This window comes from Pseudomonas sp. ACM7, assembly GCF_004136015.1.
In the GTDB taxonomy this organism is placed as follows: Bacteria; Pseudomonadota; Gammaproteobacteria; order Pseudomonadales; family Pseudomonadaceae; genus Aquipseudomonas; species Aquipseudomonas frigoris.
On record NZ_CP024866.1, the window covers coordinates 1,584,149 to 1,604,202 of the forward strand.

14 protein-coding genes and 1 pseudogene are annotated in these 20,054 nt (G+C 58.2%); 2 read left to right on the plus strand and 13 right to left on the minus strand.

Annotated elements, in window-relative coordinates:
* Window position 1: 1 nt before the first annotated feature.
* From CUN63_RS32675 to CUN63_RS07555, 5 genes and pseudogenes are all read right to left on the minus strand, one after another.
* Window positions 2-136, minus strand: a pseudogene (locus CUN63_RS32675) (transposase); the annotation flags it as partial.
* A 94-nt stretch (window positions 137-230) separates the two neighbouring features.
* Window positions 231-1,331 (minus strand): dihydrolipoamide acetyltransferase family protein, encoded by a 1,101-nt coding sequence (locus CUN63_RS07540; RefSeq protein ID WP_129438364.1) that lies wholly within the window; start codon window positions 1,329-1,331, stop codon window positions 231-233.
* Window positions 1,332-1,347: 16 nt separating this feature from the next.
* Window positions 1,348-2,334, minus strand: a complete 987-nt coding sequence (locus CUN63_RS07545) for an alpha-ketoacid dehydrogenase subunit beta (RefSeq protein ID WP_129438366.1) — start codon at window positions 2,332-2,334, stop codon at window positions 1,348-1,350.
* Window positions 2,327-3,421, minus strand: a complete 1,095-nt coding sequence (gene pdhA, locus CUN63_RS07550) for a pyruvate dehydrogenase (acetyl-transferring) E1 component subunit alpha (protein WP_129438368.1) — start codon at window positions 3,419-3,421, stop codon at window positions 2,327-2,329. The genes CUN63_RS07545 and pdhA overlap by 8 nt, the downstream gene beginning before the upstream one ends.
* A gap of 115 nt (window positions 3,422-3,536) precedes the next feature.
* Window positions 3,537-4,556, minus strand: coding sequence for a Glu/Leu/Phe/Val dehydrogenase dimerization domain-containing protein (locus CUN63_RS07555; RefSeq protein WP_129438370.1), 1,020 nt, complete (start codon window positions 4,554-4,556; stop codon window positions 3,537-3,539).
* A 183-nt stretch (window positions 4,557-4,739) separates the two neighbouring features.
* Between CUN63_RS07555 and CUN63_RS07560 the strand changes: the two genes are divergently transcribed.
* Window positions 4,740-5,543 (plus strand): SirB1 family protein, encoded by an 804-nt coding sequence (locus CUN63_RS07560; RefSeq protein ID WP_129438372.1) that lies wholly within the window; start codon window positions 4,740-4,742, stop codon window positions 5,541-5,543.
* A 108-nt stretch (window positions 5,544-5,651) separates the two neighbouring features.
* On the opposite strand, the gene maiA is transcribed toward CUN63_RS07560, so the two are convergent.
* The 3 genes from maiA to hmgA are packed head-to-tail and all read right to left on the minus strand — an operon-like array spanning window position 5,652 to window position 8,912.
* Window positions 5,652-6,287, minus strand: a complete 636-nt coding sequence (maiA, locus tag CUN63_RS07565; RefSeq protein WP_129438374.1) for a maleylacetoacetate isomerase — start codon at window positions 6,285-6,287, stop codon at window positions 5,652-5,654.
* A 12-nt stretch (window positions 6,288-6,299) separates the two neighbouring features.
* Window positions 6,300-7,604: a fumarylacetoacetase gene (gene fahA, locus CUN63_RS07570; protein WP_129438375.1), complete on the minus strand. Its 1,305-nt coding sequence runs from the start codon at window positions 7,602-7,604 to the stop codon at window positions 6,300-6,302.
* 3 nt (window positions 7,605-7,607) lie between these two features.
* Window positions 7,608-8,912, minus strand: coding sequence for a homogentisate 1,2-dioxygenase (gene hmgA / locus CUN63_RS07575; RefSeq protein ID WP_129438377.1), 1,305 nt, complete (start codon window positions 8,910-8,912; stop codon window positions 7,608-7,610).
* A 165-nt stretch (window positions 8,913-9,077) separates the two neighbouring features.
* Between hmgA and CUN63_RS07580 the strand changes: the two genes are divergently transcribed.
* On the plus strand, window positions 9,078-9,869 hold the full coding sequence (locus CUN63_RS07580) for an IclR family transcriptional regulator (RefSeq protein ID WP_129438379.1): 792 nt from the start codon (window positions 9,078-9,080) through the stop codon (window positions 9,867-9,869).
* Between the two features lie 52 nt (window positions 9,870-9,921).
* Here the strand turns inward: CUN63_RS07580 and CUN63_RS07585 are convergent, their stop codons facing one another.
* The 5 genes from CUN63_RS07585 to CUN63_RS07605 form a co-directional block, all read right to left on the minus strand.
* Complete coding sequence (locus CUN63_RS07585) at window positions 9,922-12,105, minus strand: dermonecrotic toxin domain-containing protein (RefSeq protein WP_371928228.1); 2,184 nt, start codon at window positions 12,103-12,105, stop codon at window positions 9,922-9,924.
* A complete protein-coding gene (locus CUN63_RS07590; protein ID WP_129438383.1) occupies window positions 12,084-13,436 on the minus strand; it encodes a hypothetical protein in 1,353 nt (450 codons plus the stop codon). The genes CUN63_RS07585 and CUN63_RS07590 overlap by 22 nt, the downstream gene beginning before the upstream one ends.
* Before the next feature lie 161 nt (window positions 13,437-13,597).
* Window positions 13,598-16,153 (minus strand): LuxR C-terminal-related transcriptional regulator, encoded by a 2,556-nt coding sequence (locus tag CUN63_RS07595; protein ID WP_129438385.1) that lies wholly within the window; start codon window positions 16,151-16,153, stop codon window positions 13,598-13,600.
* 140 nt (window positions 16,154-16,293) lie between these two features.
* A complete protein-coding gene (locus tag CUN63_RS07600; RefSeq protein WP_129438387.1) occupies window positions 16,294-17,661 on the minus strand; it encodes a DUF1329 domain-containing protein in 1,368 nt (455 codons plus the stop codon).
* Window positions 17,662-17,684: 23 nt separating this feature from the next.
* The gene (locus CUN63_RS07605; protein WP_129438389.1) at window positions 17,685-19,478 is read right to left on the minus strand and encodes a DUF1302 domain-containing protein; all 1,794 of its coding nucleotides are present in this window, start codon (window positions 19,476-19,478) and stop codon (window positions 17,685-17,687) included.
* Between the last annotated feature and the right edge of the window lie 576 nt (window positions 19,479-20,054).

The window sequence follows — 20,054 nt, forward strand, 5'->3', positions numbered from 1 at the left end:
GCGGCATCCACTTGCGAATGACGTTGGCATTGATGCCGTGGCTGATGGCAACGCTGGAGATGGTTGCTCCAAGTTGCAGGCAATCCTGAACAACCTGGGCCTTGAACGATTTGGGATAAGAGCTTCGTAGGCGCATGGAAACCCTGGCGATAAGGGTGATCGCGTCCGCTTAAAATACGCGGACACCATCGCCCTTAAAGCTGGAGTTCGGAAGGTGATTTGGCCGGATGCTAACGTTCCAGCGCCTCGACCAAGGCCTTGAAGAACCGCGCTGCCTCGCCGCCGGTCACCACGCGGTGATCGAACGTCAGCGACAGCGGCAGGACCGGATGCACCACCACCACGCCGTCAACCGCCACCGGTTCGTCGCGGATCGCACCAGCGGCGAGGATTGCCACTTGCGGCGGTACCACCACCGGGTTGGCGTAGCGGCCGAACAAGGTACCGAAACTCGACAACGTCAGGGTCGCCCCCATCATTTCCTTGGGCGGAATCGATCGCGCCTGCACGTCGGCCCTTAATCGCATGACGCCTTCCTTCAACTCAGCCAGGGTGCGGTGACCGACATCGCGCAGCACTGGCACGAACAAGCCGTCCGGGGTGTCCACGGCGATGCCCAGATCGAGCCGTTCGTGTTGTTTGAGCGACAGGCTTTTGCCGTCGAAGGCGCTGTTGAGCACCGGTTCCACGGCGCACGCGGCCGCCATCGCCTTGGCCAGGCGAATCAGCGGTTCGCGGGCCTGACCCCAGCGATACAGGTCGGCGTCACCGAAAATCGTCACCGGCACGACTTCGGCGTGGGACCGGGCCATGTTCAGCGCCATGCTGCGCCGCACACCGCGCAACCGTTCGCCGCCGAAGCGATCCAGTTCAGTTTGAGCCGCGTTTTCCACATCCGTGCGGGTGATCAGCCCCCCGTGGCCGGAGCCGGTCAACCCGCTCAACTCCACGCCGAGTTGCCGAGCCAGTTGCCGCACGGCCGGCGTGGCGCGAGTCGCCAGGTGCTCTCGGGTCGAAGGGGCCGCCCCGATGAAAAACGAGTCCTCCTGACTGCTGCCGCCACCTTCGAGTCGCCCCACTACGGTGCCCGCATCGGCTTCGCCTTCGTAACCGAGCAAGGGTTCACCGACATGAATAATGTCGCCCTCGCCGCCGTAGAGTTTTGCCACCACGCCGTCGTACGGCGCGGGAATTTCCACCAAGGCTTTGGCGGTTTCCACCGACACCAGCAGTTGATCGGCCTTGACGGTATCGCCGACTGCGACGTGCCAGCGGACGATTTCCGCCTCCTGCAAACCTTCGCCCAGATCCGGCAGTTTGAAATACTTCATCGCAGCCTCCTTGGGTTCAGGCGAAGTGCAGAACGTTGTCGCAGGCCTGAAGAATGTCCTCGACGTTGGGCATGTACAGCGACTCCAGTCGATACAGCGGCGGCGGGATGTCCGGCGCGGTAACCCGCTGAATCGGTGCCTGCAATTCCAGCAACACCCGCTCGTAGAGGCTCGCGGCGACTTCCGCACCGACGCCACAAGAGCGAGGTGCCTCGTGGACGATCACGCAACGACCGGTCTTGCGCACCGAGGCTTCCATCGTGTCGAGGTCCAGCGGCTTGATACTCGCGACATCGATCACTTCCGCCGAGACGCCCCGCTCGGCCAATGCGGTGGCGGCTTGCAGGGTTTCCATCACACTGGCCCCCCAACTGATCAGCGTGATGTCGCTGCCTTCGCGCAGGGTGAAACAGCTGTCCAGCGGCAGGCGTTTACCGTCATCCACCAGCGTTTGCGGGTTCATGCGATAGAGCCGGGTCGGTTCGAGAAACACCACCGGATCAGGGTCATCGATGGCCGCCAGCAACAAGCCATAGGCCCGTGCCGGCGATGACGGAATCACCACCCGCAGACCTGGAATGTGCGCGAACAATGCTTCAGTACTTTCGCTGTGATGTTCCGGCGCGCGAATCCCTGCGCCCATCGGCGTGCGCATCACCATCGGGCACGTGATCCGCCCGCGCGTGCGATTACGCATGCGGCTGGCGTGGGACACCAGGTGCTCCATGGCCGCGTAGATGAAACCCATGAACTGGATTTCCACCACCGGTTTCAAGCCCTGAGCGGCCATGCCGACCACCAGACCGCCGAGCATGGTTTCGGCCAGCGGCGAGTCGATGACTCGCTTGAAGCCAAAGCTGTCGCGCAGCCCTTGGGTGGCGCGGAACACGCCGCCATTCACCCCGACGTCCTCACCGAGGACGATGACGTTCTCGTCTTCGCTCATGGCCCGATGCAGCGCGAGGTTCACCGCTTCCAGCAACGTGACTTTGCCGTTACTCATGGCTCGAATCTCCCGCGCGGCGCGCGGCCCGTTCGAGCAACTCTTCACGCTGCCCGGCGAGGGACGCCGGCCATTGGGCGTAGACATGATCCATGACCGATTCGGGCACCTGAGTACCCGCTGCCTCGAAGTTATCCACAGCGCGCTGCACCAGGCCCTGGCATTCACTGATCAGCGCCTGTTCGCGGCCTTCGTCCCACACGCCCTGGTCGACCATGAAACGTTGCAGGCGTTTGACCGGCTCTTCGAGCCAGGCCTGTTTGACCTCGTCCGCCGGCCGGTAGCGTGTGGCATCGTCAGCGGTTGTGTGGTCGCCGAGGCGATAGCTCAGGCATTCCAGCAACACCGGCCCTTTACCGTGACGCGCCCTTTCGAGGGCCACTTGGACTCGGTCGTAAACCGCGAGCAGGTCATTGCCGTCGACCTGCTCACCGTGGAACCCGGCACCGATGGCTTTCTGTGCCAGCGTCGGGGCGCCGCACTGAATTCGCCGTGGCACCGAGATCGCCCATTGGTTGTTATTGACCACGAACACCACCGGCAACTGCCAGGCACCGGCGACGTTGAGGGCTTCGAGGAAATCGCCCTTGCTGGTGGCGCCATCGCCGCAGGTGGTGACGGCGACTCGATGTTCACCGCGGATTTTGAATGCACTGGCAACGCCGCAGGCATGCAGGGCCTGGGTGGCAATCGGCACACAGATCGGAAAGTCCTGGGCCGCCGCCGGTTCGGCAAAGTCGCTGCCGCGCTCGTCACCGCCCCAGTACAGGAGGATTTCTTCCATTCGCACCCCACGCATCAACTGCACGGCGGTGTCACGGTAATACGGAATCAGCACGTCTTCGGCGTGCATCACGCTGCCGACGGCGACGCCAATGGCTTCCTGGCCCAATGTCGGCGCATAAGTGCCAATGCGCCCGGTGCGTTGCAGGGCGACGGCTTTCTGATCGAAAAGGCGGGTCAGGACCATCTGCCGATAAAGGCGCGTCAGCAAATTGAAATCATCGGCCCAGGCAGGAAGTTCGCCGAGCAATTGGCCGTCAGGGGATAAAAATCGGGTGTAAGGCAGCTCAACCTTGTGAGGCATCAAAGGGGCTCCTGGCACGCCGCGTCAGCGTGCGTCAGTCAAGCCTGACGCTTGTGGCGCCAGGCCTTGGGGGCAAGTCTGCCGGATAGGCCCTCACTCCTTCATCGGTTCAACCTCATCGATACAGCACTTTCTCCGCCAACTCGTCAGCCACTCGGGCCGGCGAGCGTTTTTCCGCCTGGGCATGGGCGAAGACTTCGGTCAGCCGGGAGCTGATTTTCGACAGGTGTGCGGTGATGGTCGTGAGCTCTTCGCCGCGGTGCTTGAGCGAAACGTAGATCAGCCCGCCGGAATTGATCACATAGTCCGGCGCATACAGAATGCCCCGCCGCTCCAGTTGATCGGCGACTTCCAGATGGGTCAGTTGGTTGTTCGCCGAACCGGCCACCGCCGCGCAGCGCAATTGCGTCACGCTGTGGCTGTTGAGCACGCCACCGAGGCCGCAGGGCGCGAGAATGTCGCAAGGGGTGCTGAGCAGCGCCTCGTTGGCGATCGGGTGAGCGCCGAGTTGTTCCATCGCCAATTGCACTTTGCCGTGATCGATGTCACTGACCAGCAGCTCGGCACCGGCGGCGTGCAGTTGTTCGGCGAGGGCAAAACCAACGTTGCCGAGCCCTTGAATCGCCACTCGCAGGCCTTCGAGGTTATCGCTGCCCAGCCGGGCCATGGCGGTGGCACGAATACCGGTGAACACGCCCATCGCCGCGTGCGGTGCTGGGTCGCCCGCCGAGGTGGTGCTGGTGACGTGCTGGGTCTGTTGGGCGATGCAATCCATGTCCGCCACGGAGGTGCCACTATCGATCGCAGTGATGTAGCGGCCGTCGAGCTGATTGATGCAACGCCCGAAGGCTTCGAATAGCGCGGCGCGGTTTTCCACATGGACCGGGCGAACAATCACTGCAACGCCGCCACCCTGAGCCAGGCCAGCCAGCGCCGCCTTGTAACTCATGCCTTGGGCGAGGCGCACAGCATCCTCGACGGCGGACTCGTCGCTGGGATAGGCAAGGTAACGACACCCGCCGAGGGCAGGCCCCAGACGGCTGTTATGAATGGCAATGACCGCCTTCAACCCGGTGACCGAGTCGACGCTCAGATGCAGGGATTCAAGGCGAGTGCTTTGCATGAGAGCGAACATCGTAGGGCTCCCGAATCACTTCTTGTAGTCGCCAGTATAGGCTTGCGCCCGAAAATTGCAGAAGCGCACCGGAATAAGCGACGCCGCCATGCAGACTTTCGGACATAACCTGCAACCGCCTCTGTGCGGCACTGGACGAATGGCGGAGACGGGGCTAAAACGAGGCATTACCCGGAGATTTTGATGACCCCCCGCCAACGTTTCTTCGACTGCCTGCAACGTTCACCGCCTGCGCTGTTCGAGGCGGCGCTGTGGATTGCCGCCGAACACGACACTGAGGTAAATCCCGAGGCGGTGCTGCAAGATTTCAAGGACCTGCAACAACGGGTCAGTTATGGCTTGCCGATGTTGCCGGTGAGCGAGTTGGCCCAGCCGTTGTTACGGCGCATGAATGACCTGGGATTCGCTCAGGACGACTCCACGCCATTGCGTCCGCAAGTCGCGCTGGTCAATAAAGTGCTGGAACGCAGACGTGGGCAGCCGCTGAGTCTGGGGTTGATTGCTCTGGAACTGGCCAAAGGTCTGGAAATCCCCATGGTTGGAGTCAACTTCCCTGGGCATTTCCTGCTGCGGGTACCGGGCGCCGATCACCTGCTCGACCCTTGCGGCGGGCGTCGGTTGTACCCCAACGATTGCCGGGAGTTGCTGCAACGCCAGTACGGCCCGAACATGCAGCTCAGCGCCGAGCATTTGCTCACCGCCGAACCGGTGCAAATGCTGCAGCGGCTGTCGCGCAATCTGCGTCAGTTACACCTTTCTAACGATGACTACATCGGCGCCCTGATCGACGCCGAACGTGTGCTGGAACTGGGCAACGCCAGTGCCTCCGACTACCTGGCCCGGGCCAGCCTCTATCAACGGCTGGATTGCCCGAACGCCGAACGCTTTGACCTGGAGCATGCCCTGCTGCTCAGTGACGACCCGATCCAGCGGATTCGCCTGACTGAGCGATTAGGGCACCTGCCGCCAAACTCCATCGTCCATTAAAAGCAAAAGATCGCAGCCTCGTTTCACTCGACAGCTCCTACAGGGGGTCGCGATTTCCTGTAGGAGTTGTCGAGTGAAACGAGGCTGCGATCTTTTGATCTGATGTTTTTAAGGGGTGTCTGGCTGGTTCGCCGGATGCGCCTTGATGAACGCCGGGTGCATGGTCGCCAACGCCGCCACTCGACGAATCCGCGGATACGCCTCAAGTGAAATGTTGAAGCGCTCGGCCGCGTACAGCTGCGGGATCAGGTAAACATCCGCCAGCCCAGGCGTCGGACCAAAGCAATAACCCTCATCGCCGATCAACTGCTCCACCGTCGCCAATCCTTGGCTGATCCAGTGCCCGATCCACTCCACCACTTGCGGTTCATCGTGCCCCAACTGCCGAAGTTTATTGAGCACGCTGACGTTGTGCAGCGGATGCACGTCGCAACCAATCACTGCCGCCACACCACGCTCATGGGCGCGAGCGGCGAGGTCTTTGGAGAGCAGCGGCACCTGTGGATAACGTTCCTCCAGGTATTCAATGATCGCCGGCGACTGGATCAACAGCTCACCTTCGTCAGTGCGCAAGGCCGGCACTCGGCCTTGCGGATTAATGCTCAGATACGGCGGCTGTCGATGTTCGCCACCTGGCGGCGCGATCAGATTGATCGGCAGCGCCTGGTAATCCAGCCCCTTGAGCGCCAACGCAATGCGCACCCGAAAGGACGAAGTCGAACGATAGTAGGTATAGAGTTCCATGACCCGATCCTCTTAGCGCGCCGGCAGCACTTTGCCGCGGCATTCGCCGAAACCGATGGAGGCAATACCCTCGCGGTTGCAACGGGCGCGCAGGATGATTTCGTCGCCATCTTCAAGGAACTTACGCACCTCGCCGGACGCGAGTTCGATCGGCTTTTTACCGCCCTCGGTGATTTCCAGCAGGCTACCGAACTGACCGTTTTCCGGCCCCGACAAGGTGCCCGAACCGAACAGGTCACCGGCCTGCAACTGGCAGCCGTTGACGCTGTGGTGCGCGACCATTTGCGCCACGGTCCAGTACATGTGTTGGGTATTGCTCAGGGTCAGGCGATGGGCCGGCAGTTTTTGCTCGCGCAGACCTTCGGTGAGCAGCAGCACTTCCAGCTCGATATCGAACGCGCCCGCGGCTTGATCGCGCTTGTCGAACAGGTACGGCAGCGGCTGCGGATCGCCTTCCGGACGTGCCGGTTGAGCACGACGGAACGGTTCCAGCGCTTCGGCGGTAACGACCCAAGGCGAGATGCTGGTGATGAAACTCTTGGACAGGAACGGCCCCAACGGCTGGTATTCCCAGGCCTGGATATCTCGCGCCGACCAGTCATTGAGCAGGCAGAAACCGGCAATGTGATCGGCGGCGTCACCGATGGCAATCGAGTCGCCCATCTCGTTGCCCTGACCGATCCAGATGCCCAGCTCCAGCTCATAATCCAGACGTGCACATGGACCAAACGTCGGCTCGGTCTGGCCGGCTGGCAGCGTCTGGCCTTTCGGACGGCGAACGTCGGTGCCGGACGGGCGAATGGTCGAGGCGCGGCCGTGGTAGCCGATCGGCACGTACTTGTAGTTCGGCAGCAATGGGTTGTCCGGACGGAACAGTTTGCCGACGTTCTGCGCGTGCTCGATGCCGACGTAGAAGTCGGTGTAGTCGTTGATTTTCGCTGGCAGGTGCATCTCGCAATTCGCCGCCAGTGGCAGCAATTTTGCACCTTGGGCTTCGATCTTGCCGTGCAGGGTGCTGCCTTCTTTGAACAGTTCCAGCAGGCGTTCGCGCAGGGCAACGCGAGCTTCACGACCCAGTTCGAAGAACGCGTTCAGCTGACCGCCACGGGTGGCTTCGACTGCAGTTTTTGCGACGCCATCGAACAGTCCGGCGTCCAGTGCAGCTTCCAGATCAAAGATATGTTCGCCAATGGCCACGCCACTGCGCGGTGCCGAACCCTTCACGCTGAACACGCCCAGCGGCAGGTTCTGCAGAGGGAAATCAGCATGGCCGTTGGCGGAGGCAACCCAGCTACGAGTGATGGAAGTCTGAGTCATGGGTTATCTCCGGGTCGGGTCGAAAGTGGCGGGCAGCGTGGCCCAGCAGGCATCGTAGTTGTTTTGCAGTTGCGGGCAATCCAGCGCGAAACGGCTCGGGCGCAGCACCTGGCTGGTCTCGAACATGAAGGCCATGGTGTTGTCGATTTTCGCTGGCGCGAGTTCGGCGTTGATCGCCTTGGTGCAGGTTTCGCCGTCCGGGCCGTGGGCGCTCATGCAACTGTGCAAGGACGCACCGCCGGGCACGAAACCTTCGGCCTTGGCGTCGTACTCGCCCTTGATCAGGCCCATGAATTCGTTCATCAGGTTGCGGTGGAACCATGGTGGACGGAAGGTTTTCTCGGCGACCATCCAGCGTGGCGGGAAGATCACGAAGTCGAGATTGGCCAGACCGTGCACGCTGGTCGGCGACGTCAGGACAGTGAAGATCGATGGATCCGGGTGATCGAAGCTGACCGTGCCGATGGTATTGAAACGGCGCAGGTCATATTTGTACGGCACGTTATTGCCGTGCCAGGCGACCACGTTCAGCGGCGAATGATCGAGTTCGCAGCCCCACAACTGGCCAAGGAATTTCTGCACCAGCGTGGTCGGTTGCTTGAGGTTTTCGTAATGCGCGACCGGGGTCAGGAAGTCCCGCGCGTTGGCCAAACCGTTGCTGCCAATAGGCCCCAGGTCGGGCAGGCGCAGCGGCGCGCCGTGGTTCTCGGCAATGTAGCCGCGAGCTTGCGGGTCGAGCAGTTCGACGCGAAATTTCAGACCGCGCGGCAGCACGGCGATTTCCAGCGGTTCCAGTTCCAGCACGCCCAATTCGGTCGCAATACGCAAGCGTCCCAGCTCAGGGACCAGCAACAGTTCGCCGTCGGCGTTGAAAAACACGCGCTCCATGGAGCGGTTGGCGCGGTAGCTATAAATGCTGATCCCGGCCGGTTTTTCCGCGCCCGAGTTGGCGGCCATGCTCACCAGCCCGTCGATAAAATCGGTTGGCTCGGCCGGGATGTCCAACGGATTCCAGCGCAGACGGTTGGGGGTCACTTCACCCAACGCGCCGCCGGCCAGTTGCCGATCCAGTTTGACGAACGCCGGGTGATTGGCCGACGGCTGAATCCGGTACATCCAAGTGCGCCGCGCCTCGCTGCGGGCCATGGTGAACGCGGTACCAGAGAACAGTTCGGTGTAGAGACCGTACGGGGCTTTTTGCGGGGAATTCTGGCCGACGGGCAGTGCGTCGGGCAACGCTTCGCTGCTGAATTCGTTGCCGAAGCCGGACTGATAAGCCAGCGCGGGCGCCGTTGAATCGAGGTTCATGGAGCCTCCTGAACAGGGAGTAGGCAATGGCCTGTCGCTCCGTTTGAGAGGTCTCGGCACGCCCGGGTTGTTTTTATCGTAATTCGATTACGCTTAACGTAATTTGATTGGTATTGACCGTCAAGCTATAAAGACGCCCATTCGTCCCGGGATCAGACCGCCTCCATGGAAACGCCGCGCAGCAACGATAAACAGAAAGTCCGCTCGGCCGAGGTCGGCACCGACATCCTCAAGGCCCTGGCCGAGTTGTCGCCATCCACCTCGTTGTCACGCCTGGCCGAACACGTGCAGATGCCGGCAAGCAAGGTTCACCGCTATTTGCAGGCGCTGATTGCCAGCGGTTTTGCTGAACAGAATGCTGCCACCAACCATTACGGCCTGGGCCGCGAAGCCTTGCGCGTCGGTCTCGCCGCACTCAACAGTATGGACGTGCTGAAAGTCGGCGCCTTGCCCCTGGCCGAATTGCGCGATGAGTTGAACGAAACCTGCTTCCTGGCGGTGTGGGGCAACCAGGGCGCGACCGTGGTGCATATCGAACCGGCGGTGCGCGCGGTGACGGTGGTGACTCAGTTGGGTTCGGTGTTGCCGTTGCTCAGTTCGTCCACTGGCCTGGTGTTCAGCGCCTTTCTGCCACATCGGGAAACCGATGAATTGCGCGAACGGGAGATCGCCGTCGCCGACCACCTGCTGGCGGATGAAAAGACCTACGCCATCTTGTGCGAACAGATCCGCGAACGCGGTCTGCATCATGTGCATGGCTTGCTGATGCCGGGGGTCGATGCTTTGTCGGCGCCGGTGTTCAACGCCATCGGGAATGTTGCGGCGGTGATGACTATTGTTGGCCCGGCATCGTTGTTCCACGCCGACGAAAACGGCCCGGCGGCGCAGCGATTGCTGGCGGCGACGCGGGCCGTTAGTTGGCGGATGGGGTATGAGACATCTCCCATCCATTGTTGAAATGCAGTTCTAGTTCGACGCCTGGACTTTTCCAGGCCTATTGATCACTGCATTAACCTATCAATCGAGTCGTGCTCTGCACGTCGTATTGTGGAACGGCGACTGCCGTTATATAGCTGATGCCTACCGGGACCCCGGTTACAGTCGAGACAAGGTCGGTAATATCCTTGATTCTGGACAGTAGGCCAACTGCATTAACAGGTGCTCCTACCGAAGCGACAGCACCGATATATAGAGTAATAGCCCCTCTCCAGGCAGTGGCAAAATGGGCATTGGCCGCCTTGTCATCCCCCTCGCTGGAAGCAACTATTCCCAGGACGACTGAGTGAGTGATTCGGAGCATGCTCACCACAATGCCAACTGGCGGAATTAACAACGACACCACATCGAGTGCCAAATCAATCAGGATTTTTGCTTCCTGCCATATCGCTTCGGCCGGGCTTGTCGTCTGATAATCCACATCGGCAATAAAGCGTCCAATCATGGACCAGTATTCCTGCTTGAAAGCCAACACCGGATAGCTATTCTCCAGCACAGGCGTAGACGAGATCGGACCGCTCCAATGACTGTAACGGCTTATTTTGTTTTCTATGACATTTCTATGTTCCAGACGCGCCAATTTCAAAATATGCTGGCCATAACGCCAGCTCTTCAATCGAGCGGCTAACTCTTCGACAGGAAAGAAGTCTTTGCCATCGGGCGTATCAGGTATATAGATAATTAATTCTTCACGACCATTAACCCTACGACCAAAGACATAGGCGCCCTCCAGTTTGCGACCTTCAAGCGTAAATTCGTAAACCCCAATACCCGGCTTACCACCTACGATAATGTAACTCTCACGAGGGATGTCTCGATCAAAACCGTCAATCAACCCCTTCAACCAGTTGAACTGTTCCTGCGACATCTCACCTTTCATTTTCTGCGTGAGTGCCGACCGAAGGATTTCATTTTGTTTTAACTTTCGATAAAGGCTCACCTTCAAATCTACGTCAGGGGCGCTCAGGAATTTGGCCCGAAGATACTCAATGTATTTTTCACCTGGCATCAGATCAATGAGGGCATTAATTACTTTTGCATTCAGCGCCGCAATGGGTTGATTGGAAAAAGTCCAGAACGATGCACTCCTCAACTGTTCCTTGAGATCGAGAAATCTTCCGCCAAAAGGATTGGTACCGAAGAAAAACTTTTCAAAGATCGAGATATCACTGCGCCACAACTGCCACTGGATGAACAAGTTGGTCAAACTGATTTTTGAATCAGCGTGAAACTTCACCCACACCTCATCAGGATCAATTTCCGGATGAGATCCGGAGCGACTCAGGTACTCGTTCAGCGTCTTCATCACCAGGCTTCGAGCGAATTTATGGAATGGCTCAATATCAAGCTTGTCTTTGGAAATCTGATAAATTGACTTGAAGTCTGCATTTAAGCGATTCAACAGAAGCTGATCTGCCACATTCGAGTTCCTGTACCACCGCGGCGTAGCGACTTCCACCTCGTCCGCCTCCCAGCTGATTATATTCTGGACACTCCCTTTTAATAGACCATCTTCGATCCACTGTGTCAGTTGGATCGAGGACCACCACCACTCTTGTAACACCAAGCTCGGCTTTTCTACGTGATAATTTTCTTCCAACTCTTCCCTTTCACTTGAATATCCCTTCCCCCTCAAATAGGCCTGCCCTTCTTTGTCAAAAGCCCAAAGACCAATTTGCTGTTGTAAGCTTTTCAGATCAGGAAACTGAAACCACTCCTGCCCCGTCGGAAAACCCGGCGCATAAAGTACATGAGTGCTTCTATTGACATCGGCACTTTTCCTCCGATACACCATCAAATCTTTCATCGGCTTGAATCTGGCCCCTAGCGCAATCCCAGTTATCTCTATCGACGGATCGCCGAAGTTGTAACGCTGCACTATGTCCTGAGCGACCGAGGTAACGTGGTTTTGCAAGATGGCGCCAAACATTGTCAAGGCGGTCTTTCGCCCCAAGCGCTCTCGCATCGATTCGACGACGTGATCCTGTGAATAAACCCGTTGTCTCGCCATGTTATACGCCACACGAAGGTTTAACGACTGAATCGCTCGCACAATATTAGACGGACTTAACTTTGGATTGTTATAGAACTCCTCTACAACCACCACATACTGTCCCTCTTGATCATGAGCACCATACATGAAAGCCTGAGTCAGCGTTTTTCGCTCACTGTGCTCTACTTTTTTCCGTCCGCTAATTTAACAGTATGCCGAACAGTCACAAAGATGGTGTCTGGATCAATACGTTCATCTGTACCTGGCGAAATGAAATCTCCTACAACTCCGTGAACATAGTTTTTAAACGTTGAAGCACCTTTAGTCGCTTCATGAAGCTTCACCTCGCTTTCAAGCAATCTCTGCTCAAGGGACGCATAAAGTTCTTGATTAGTTTCATAACTCTCCTTCAACCATCCTGGCCGGGCATTTCTCGAAATCAACTTAATGAAAACGGCGGCACGACCTTTGGCATCCTTGGTCATCTCTTCCAGATGCAGCATTGAGCCAATTTCCTGCACCGTTTTTTCGTTATCCGAACGCGAGCCGTTCATTTCCCGTAGCTGACCAACGATATTGGCCATTTGCTTCTTCAGCGCGGCATTGATGCCAGCCGAAAATACATCTTCATCAATTCTCGAATAACGAATATCAGGACTATTGCTGACCTGATCTACGTCATCGGACGAAAGACCTTTCAGGAGCTCTGCCCGATGGGGCGGCTCACTCAGACGCTTCTTGAGTGCCTCATGCAGTGCCCGCGAAGTAACGAACTTCTCCACACCTCGACTCGGCGTATAAAGAATCACTGCACTGTCAGTCGTCGGGATAATCGCCCCCAACGACTGACCATCCAGGCGCATGACGAAGGTCGAAGCCAATGCCGCGAAACCTCCTTCATGCAACTGAACCGAGACACCATAAAACGCGCTGGGAAGCAGAGGGCTGGCCAACTCATTGACTTTCTTTTCGTCGTCCGGTGTCAAACCACCCTCCGCCGCCATGACGGCCAACTCACGCCAGAAAAGCGTGACATAGAGGGTTCGCAATATGCTTTTACGCGTAGATAATGGTCGCCCTGTGGCGTCGGAACCCTGAGAGGCAGACCAATACCGGTCAATAACCGCAGCGTACTTTTCCGGCAGATTCAGGAGTAGTTCTGTGATCAGTTTGCCAACCGTTACGATATCCAGAACAGGGTGGCGATCCTCTTCAGCCGTCGAGTCACGCCAGTCGTATACACCATACTCAGCAGCGTTATAAACAGGTGCACGCCCACGTAACAGACACTCCACAACTACGTAATTCAGCACGCCTGTTGGCTCATTGGCAGACGCAGAAGCACTGTCGCGCCGATTGATAAAGACCCTGCTGACATACACTTCCGGATCCAGTCTCTGAAGTTCCTTCAACACACATTCCTGAAGCAATCCTTTGAACGAAGGAGCACTCGCCAACTGACTAGATAACTGCTTAATAGCCTCACTTACTTCAGCCAGTTTAAACTGCGGATTTGAAATCCTCTGATCGTCCATAACCAATTTTCTCTGAATTATTTAATTGAAGGAGTGAAGCTTTTAACCTCACCCACTTGCAATTAAGCTAAATCAGACACCAGCAACAAATAAAGCCAAAATTCCTTTCAACTCATGTAGTACTTTAAAGTTACAGTTTTAACATCCGTCCCCTCAGCACTCTACTTCCACAAACCCAACAATCGGGCTTTGGCAACAGCATGAGTTCTGCGTTCCACACCTAACTTTCCGTGAATTCGCCGCACGTGAGTTTTTACCGTATGCAATGAAATAAAAAGTTGTTCGGCGATCTGCTGATTCGAATTGCCAGACGCAATTAATGTCAACACCTGTGTCTCTCGCAGACTAAGCGGGTTATCGTCACTTATTGCATCAGTTTGTTCTGCTATGCAGGCGATGATCCCCAGTTCCGCTAACAGATTCGGCTGCCGCAGACGAAGCTGGCTCAATAAAAGCGGCAAGTTGCAACGACGAACGAGCTCCAGACCTTGCTCAAGAGCCTCTCTGGCCAAAGCAAAGTTGCCCTGAACAAAAGCTACTTCCGCGATCGCCAGGTGCAACTCGGCTTCGAGACCCTGCGCGCCGCCTGCTTCTGCACGATCTGAAAAGTGCTTGAGCAGGGTCAGCGGCTCAAGCGCTCGTTGCAGATGAACCTCCGCCAGAACCAGCAGGTACTCGATACGCGGTATCAGTTCCATCGTCGCTGGTGGCGCTTGACGTGCGTGCGGTCCGCGATAGTGACGCAATACACGAGTCAACGCTTCATGAGCGAGTTCGGGGCGCCCTTGCTGGAGCCAGAAATGACTGCTGACTTGCAGCAGGGCGCCCCTGTAAACGGTGTCCGGAATCTGGCGCTGTTGCATCAGCCGCTCCGCGTCGCGCAGTCGGACAAAGGCCAGGGAATAGTCACGCTGATTGGCTGCCAGTTGCGCCTGACCGAGAAAGCCGTAAAGCACGCGCTTGTCGTGGTTGCGCAAACAAACATCCATCCCTGCCTGAAAGAGTTCCGCTGCGCGCTCGTCCTGCCCCTGGCACAAAGCCAGACGCCCGCGACGCAGGGCGATTCGGCCCAGCAATGGAGTGGAACGGGTTGATTGTTCACGGAGCAGATCAGAAATGTTGGCAAGTAGTGTTTCTGCACGACCGAGAGCCCCGCGTTGCTCCAGTAATTGCGCGTGATCGAGTTCCAGCAGCCCTTCGAACACCAGCGAGCCTTGTGCTCGCGCCAGGCACAACGCATCTCGGTTTATCGCCTGCGCCACATCGAGTTCCCCCCGCAGCAAGGCCTGTTGCGTCAAACCCGACAGGCACATCAAGCGCACGGGCCAGAGGTCAGGACCGAGCACGGTCAGCGCCTCGAGAAAATGCGCGCGCGCCCCCTCCATGCGCCCCTGCAAATGCAGTAGCCAGCCTTGCTGGGCCTGCCAACGCGCAATCAATTGCCGCTGAAGGAACGCCGACGGCTGAGGGGTGAATCGAGACAGATGTTCGATGCAATCGGCCGCTTGCTCGAATCGACCGGCAAACAGCAAGGCTGCGGTGATCAACCCGACCAGTTGCGACGACCCGAGCATCAGTTCCTCGCCCTGCTGCTCATGCAAACGCAACAACAGCACGACCGTCTGTTCCTCGAACAGGTGCTCGAAACTGAAATGCTGCAACAGGCTGACGGCGACCTCGAACTCTTCAGCCAGCAGTGCTTGTTCGAAGGCGGCTTTCCAATCGAGTTCGGCCGCAAACCACTGGCAGGCACGACGATGCCAGGAACGTCCCGCCGGCCATTGCTCATCGCGCATCAACTGGGTGAGTGGCGGGAAAATCTGCAGCCAGTCTGCCGAGCCCTGCCAAGGCTCGATAAAACAACCCAATTCTTGCAACGTCCTCAAACATTGCGCACCTTCACCCGCGCCAAACAGGTGATCGCACAGCCTTGCATTGAATCGCGGTAAATGGGCGAGTACCCGCCAGGCTTCCGTCAGCTCCGGCGTCAGCGTGGTAAACAACTCGTGCTCCAGGTAATCGAGCAAGGTGTTCGTTCGGCCATGTGGCGTGTTGTTGTGTGACCAGTCGCATTTTTGCAGCAGCGCAATCCGTACGCCGGCGCACCAGCCACCACTGCGCTGGATGATCTTGCCGGCGACAGTATTGGCCTCGGCCGGTGCCAAATGTCGCAACAGCTGGGCGATCTCACGTTGATTAAACGCCAGCGCGGAGTGCTCGCACTCATACAACTCATCATCAAGCAGCAAGCGCGGCCAGTTGCATTGCGGCCGGCGGCGAGCACCCAGCCACCAGGTCAGCATCGGGCTGCTGATCGCCAGCATGCGATCCAGTAGCAGGTCCAGCTCCGGGTTTGGCAGGCGGCAATAGTCATCGAGAAACAGCCAGGTTGGCGTCTGCAATCGTGACAGATACCCCAGCAAATCGGATTCGCCCGACGAAGCCAACCCCAGCGTTTCTGTCAGACGATGACGAAAATCCAACGCGCTCAACACCGTGCCAGACAATGGCAACCAGAACACGCGGCACTGCGGCGGTGCCTGCAACAGGCATTCGGCGAGCAGCGCTGTCTTGCCACTGCCGGCCGGCGCGCAAAGTAATTTCACCCGGGCCGTGGAGGCCAGTAACGGCTCGGTCAAGCGAACCCGCAACTGGTGATGAGTGGACAGACGGGGCAGAAATCCAGAACGGTCCAGACACGGGATCATGGCGGTCATTGCGGCGTGCCTTTTTATAATTGTCCGGCAACCCTAGCCCTCTCTAACCCGCTTGTTGAGAAGTATTCAGCACGCTGATTGGCAGCCATAAAAAAGGCGACCACCCGGTCGCCTTTTGTACTGTCGATGTATCAAAACCCTTACCGAACGCCCTCGGCGCGCAAGGCCGATGGCGTGTAGTCGGCAGCCTTGGCTTCGAAGCCGAATTCGAAACTGTGCTTCTCTTCGTTCTTCATTCCCAGGGCAATGTATCGGCCGGCAATGATGTCGTAGAGCGCTTCGAGGGTGTAAGCCTGGGTCTGGTGATCGTAGTAGTACTGAGCGTGACCCTCGGCCACCCGCCACAGCTGACCGCGACCGTCGTAATGGTCCGCCAGCGCCACTTGCCAGCTGTCTTCGTCGAGGTACATGTGGCGTTTGGCGTAGATGTGCCGTTCACTCGGCTTGACCGTACCGATCACTTCCCAGACCCGGTGCAACTCATAACGGGTCAGGTCCTGATTGATGTGGCCGGCTTTCACAATGTCATCATACTTGAGGCTCGGCGAGTCGAGTTTGTAGCTGTTGTAAGGGATGTACATTTCCTTCTTGCCGACCAGTTTCCAGTCGTAGCGATCCGGTGCACCGGAGAACATGTCGAAGTTGTCGGACGTGCGCAGGCCGTCAGCGGCAGTACCCGGCCCGTCATAGGCCACTTGCGGTGCGCGACGCACACGACGCTGGCCAGCGTTGTAGATCCAGGCCAGACGCGGCTCTTTCACCTGATCGAGGGTTTCGTGCACCAGCAGCACGTTACCCGCCAGTCGTGCAGGTGCCGTCACCGACTGTTTGAAGAAGGTCAGCACGTTGGCAGCTTTTTCCGGGTCCAGTTCCTTCATCAGTTGCGGAACAGCGATCTCTTCCTCGAAGCGGATCGGCGTGTAGCTGCCGTTCGTTTGCGGGGTCACCTGAGTGATGATGCGTCGCAGGTTGCCGCCGTGATAGCGGGTGATGTGGTTCCACAGCACCTCGACGCCGACCTTCGGAATCGGGAAGGCGTAGTAGCGGTTGCCGGTGAAGTTGGCCAGGCCGTTACCGTCGTTGATGCTGTTCACGTTCAGCGCGCTGCGCTTGGCCGACTCGTAAATCTCCGGGGGTACGGCCACGGTGCGGTGGGTCGGATAGACCGGGATCTTGTAGGTTTCCGGGTAGCGCTTGAACATCGCCACCTGACCTTCCGACAACTTGTCTTTGTACTTGTCGACCGTCGCGGCCGTGATGATAAACAGTGGTTTTTCGCTGGCGAACGGGTCAGCCAGGAAGCCTTTGCTGTCCACCGCGCCGGCGTTTTTCGGGATGCCGCCGGTCCAGGCCGGGATCGAGCCGTCGGCGTTGCCGGCTTTCTCGGCGCCCAGCGGCGTAAGGCTGGTGCCAAGCTTGTTGGCTTCTTCAGGCGAGACCGCCGCCATCACGTTGGCAGCCAACAGGCTCAGGGCCAGGGCGCCGCATTGCAGAATCATCTTGCGCATTAAAATCATCCTTCTCAGCCAGATCAGAAGTTCACGCCGAAGCTCAGCGCCAGGAAGTCACGGTCTTCCAGGGTGTTGTAGTCACCGCCGAAGAAATCGGTGTAACTGAGGCTCGCGGTATAGGTGTTGCGGTAGTCGGCATCGACGCCGACGCTGACGGCCTTGGCGCCTTCGTTGAACAGCCCGTTGGGGCCGTAGCCGGCGACGTCGTGGGACCAGGACAGGTTGGGCTTGAGGTTGATCCCGCCAATCACGTTGGCGTAATCGAGGATCGCCCGGGCGCGGTAGCCCCAGGAGGTCGAGGTGACGAAGCCGTCGGTATCGCCGCCAAAACCGTACTGGCCATAGACCGAGTCACGGCCGTAACGCAGCTTGGTTCGAGACTCCAGACCACCCACGTGCACCACCGCCGCTTCGCCAACCAGGGTCAGCCGTTGGGCACCCAGCACTTGGTCGAAGAAGTGCGTCAGGGTGCTCTGGACCTGCGTCACTTCTTTGCGGCGGTAGCCTTTGTTGTCGGCACCTGGCGTGGTCGCGACAGGCGATGCCGCGCCGCGTGCGATTGGGTTGAGCAACGCCAGGGTCAGGTCGTTGGTGTTGACTTGCACCGGAGCGTTGGGGCGATAGCTGATCTCGCCGGTCCACGCCGTACCGGTAGGCAAGGTGGTGGAAAAGCTCGCACCGTAGAGACGAATGTCTTCCGGGTACTCAAGGTAATACTGGCCGCGTCCGAGCATCACACTCTGAGCCAGTGCAGACCCGGTACCGGGCGCGATTCTGTTGGCGGCACCGACGATGGCCGGGATCCGTGCCAGCGTTGTCAGGCCGGCTGTGGTGGTGCCGACCGTCGGGGTACGGCTGTGATAGTTCATGAAGTACAGACCGTACTCGGTGTCGTCGCCGAGCCAGCGCAACGCCGTGCCCCACTGCCCGGAGTCGCGGGCATCGCGGTCACCGCCACGTGGGACGATCACGCCTTCCCTGCCGACCTCGAAGCCTTGGCCAAACGCTGCAGCGATCGGTTGCAACGGTGCGATCGCCGGGCTGGCAACGGTGTAGTTCTTGTTGCAACCATCCGCCACCACGTCGTTGCCGAAGAAGGTGCCGCAGTTGTCGACGACAGTCTGGTCCCACTCCAGTTGATAGAAACCTTCCACCGAGAGCTGATCGGTCAGACCCTGGGAGGCGAACAGCATGTTCACCGGAATCAGGCCTTCCTTGATTTCGGCGCCAGGACGGCGGAACGCTGAAACATCGATCGGGTTGATGCTGTTGATCGAGTTGCCAATGAACGTACTTTCACCCCAGCTGACCACTTGTTTGCCGGCGCGCACAGTGCCCGGCAGATCGGCGATGGAATAGTTGTGATAGACGAAGGCATCGAGCAGCTGCGCCCCGGAGGACTTGGCGCCTTCTTTACGACCGCTGTCACTGATCTGCTTGAACTCACGGTCCTCGTCCTTGAGTTCGAAGTCGTACCAGTACTTGCCACGCACGAACACACCGGTGTCGCCGTACTTCAATTCAAGGTCATGAATACCTTTGAAGATCTTGGAGAAGGTTTCGCCCTTCTTGAAGTTCAGCCGCCCGTCATCCCCGGTCGAAGACTGGCCGGTCCCGCCATTGACGATGCCCACCAGGGATTTGTCGGCATCGCGCATGCCCCAGCTCGCGCCGACGGACAGCGAAGAGTCAAAGGTCCCCTCGATTTCCCCGATGTTGAATGAAACAGCCTGCGCCTGGGCGCAGCAACCCAAGGCAACCGCAGCGGCGAGCGCTTGCGGCGTGAAGATGGCGCGCATTGTTGTTTTTGTCATGCGTCTTCCCCGGTGAGTGACAGAAGGCCCCACCCTACTGCCGCACGTTGGGAGCGATAAGCGCACCAAGGAGGTATTCGCGGTGTACCTCCAAAGGATGAATGCCCGCATGGGACGGGGATTTGCGCGGGTTATGGATGGGCTGGATGGAGGGTTATCAACGCAGCGCATGGCGTGTAGGCGGGGTCTGTCAGCACTGTTACTCATGCTGCAACAGTTCATGTCATGAATTGCTATTTTTCCTTTTGGCTCAAGGCCTTATTCTTGCCGGGCTTTCACGGCAAACGGCCGGAAAGCACGAAGTAATGGCGAGTGACCCGTCCGCGTCATTGGCGATAGATTTCAGATGAATTGAAGATGTTCGACTCATCGCCCCGTGTTCACTGACGTTGATTTATTGCTCCTTGATCAATCGTCTTACTTTGGCCGCTGCGTTTGCAGCGGCCTTTTTTATGGGCGGTGGTTTTGTTGTGCCAGCCCGTTTTACTAGATGTTTAAAACAAGTCCTACAAGACATTTCCTGTAACTGCATAAGAAACATCTTCTTACGCAGAGGACAATCTCGCCTGTATTCCC

Bases quoted from the DNA above. Each gene is read 5' to 3' on its own strand.
- CUN63_RS07540 (WP_129438364.1), bottom strand. From the start codon at position 1,331: ATGAAGTATTTCAAACTGCCGGATCTGGGCGAAGGTTTGCAGGAGGCG.
- CUN63_RS07545 (WP_129438366.1), bottom strand. From the start codon at position 2,334: ATGAGTAACGGCAAAGTCACGTTGCTGGAAGCGGTGAACCTCGCGCTG.
- pdhA (WP_129438368.1), bottom strand. From the start codon at position 3,421: ATGCCTCACAAGGTTGAGCTGCCTTACACCCGATTTTTATCCCCTGAC.
- CUN63_RS07555 (WP_129438370.1), bottom strand. From the start codon at position 4,556: ATGTTCGCTCTCATGCAAAGCACTCGCCTTGAATCCCTGCATCTGAGC.
- CUN63_RS07560 (WP_129438372.1), top strand. From the start codon at position 4,740: ATGACCCCCCGCCAACGTTTCTTCGACTGCCTGCAACGTTCACCGCCT.
- maiA (WP_129438374.1), bottom strand. From the start codon at position 6,287: ATGGAACTCTATACCTACTATCGTTCGACTTCGTCCTTTCGGGTGCGC.
- fahA (WP_129438375.1), bottom strand. From the start codon at position 7,604: ATGACTCAGACTTCCATCACTCGTAGCTGGGTTGCCTCCGCCAACGGC.
- hmgA (WP_129438377.1), bottom strand. From the start codon at position 8,912: ATGAACCTCGATTCAACGGCGCCCGCGCTGGCTTATCAGTCCGGCTTC.
- CUN63_RS07580 (WP_129438379.1), top strand. From the start codon at position 9,078: ATGGAAACGCCGCGCAGCAACGATAAACAGAAAGTCCGCTCGGCCGAG.
- CUN63_RS07590 (WP_129438383.1), bottom strand. From the start codon at position 13,436: ATGGACGATCAGAGGATTTCAAATCCGCAGTTTAAACTGGCTGAAGTA.
- CUN63_RS07595 (WP_129438385.1), bottom strand. From the start codon at position 16,153: ATGACCGCCATGATCCCGTGTCTGGACCGTTCTGGATTTCTGCCCCGT.
- CUN63_RS07600 (WP_129438387.1), bottom strand. From the start codon at position 17,661: ATGCGCAAGATGATTCTGCAATGCGGCGCCCTGGCCCTGAGCCTGTTG.
- CUN63_RS07605 (WP_129438389.1), bottom strand. From the start codon at position 19,478: ATGACAAAAACAACAATGCGCGCCATCTTCACGCCGCAAGCGCTCGCC.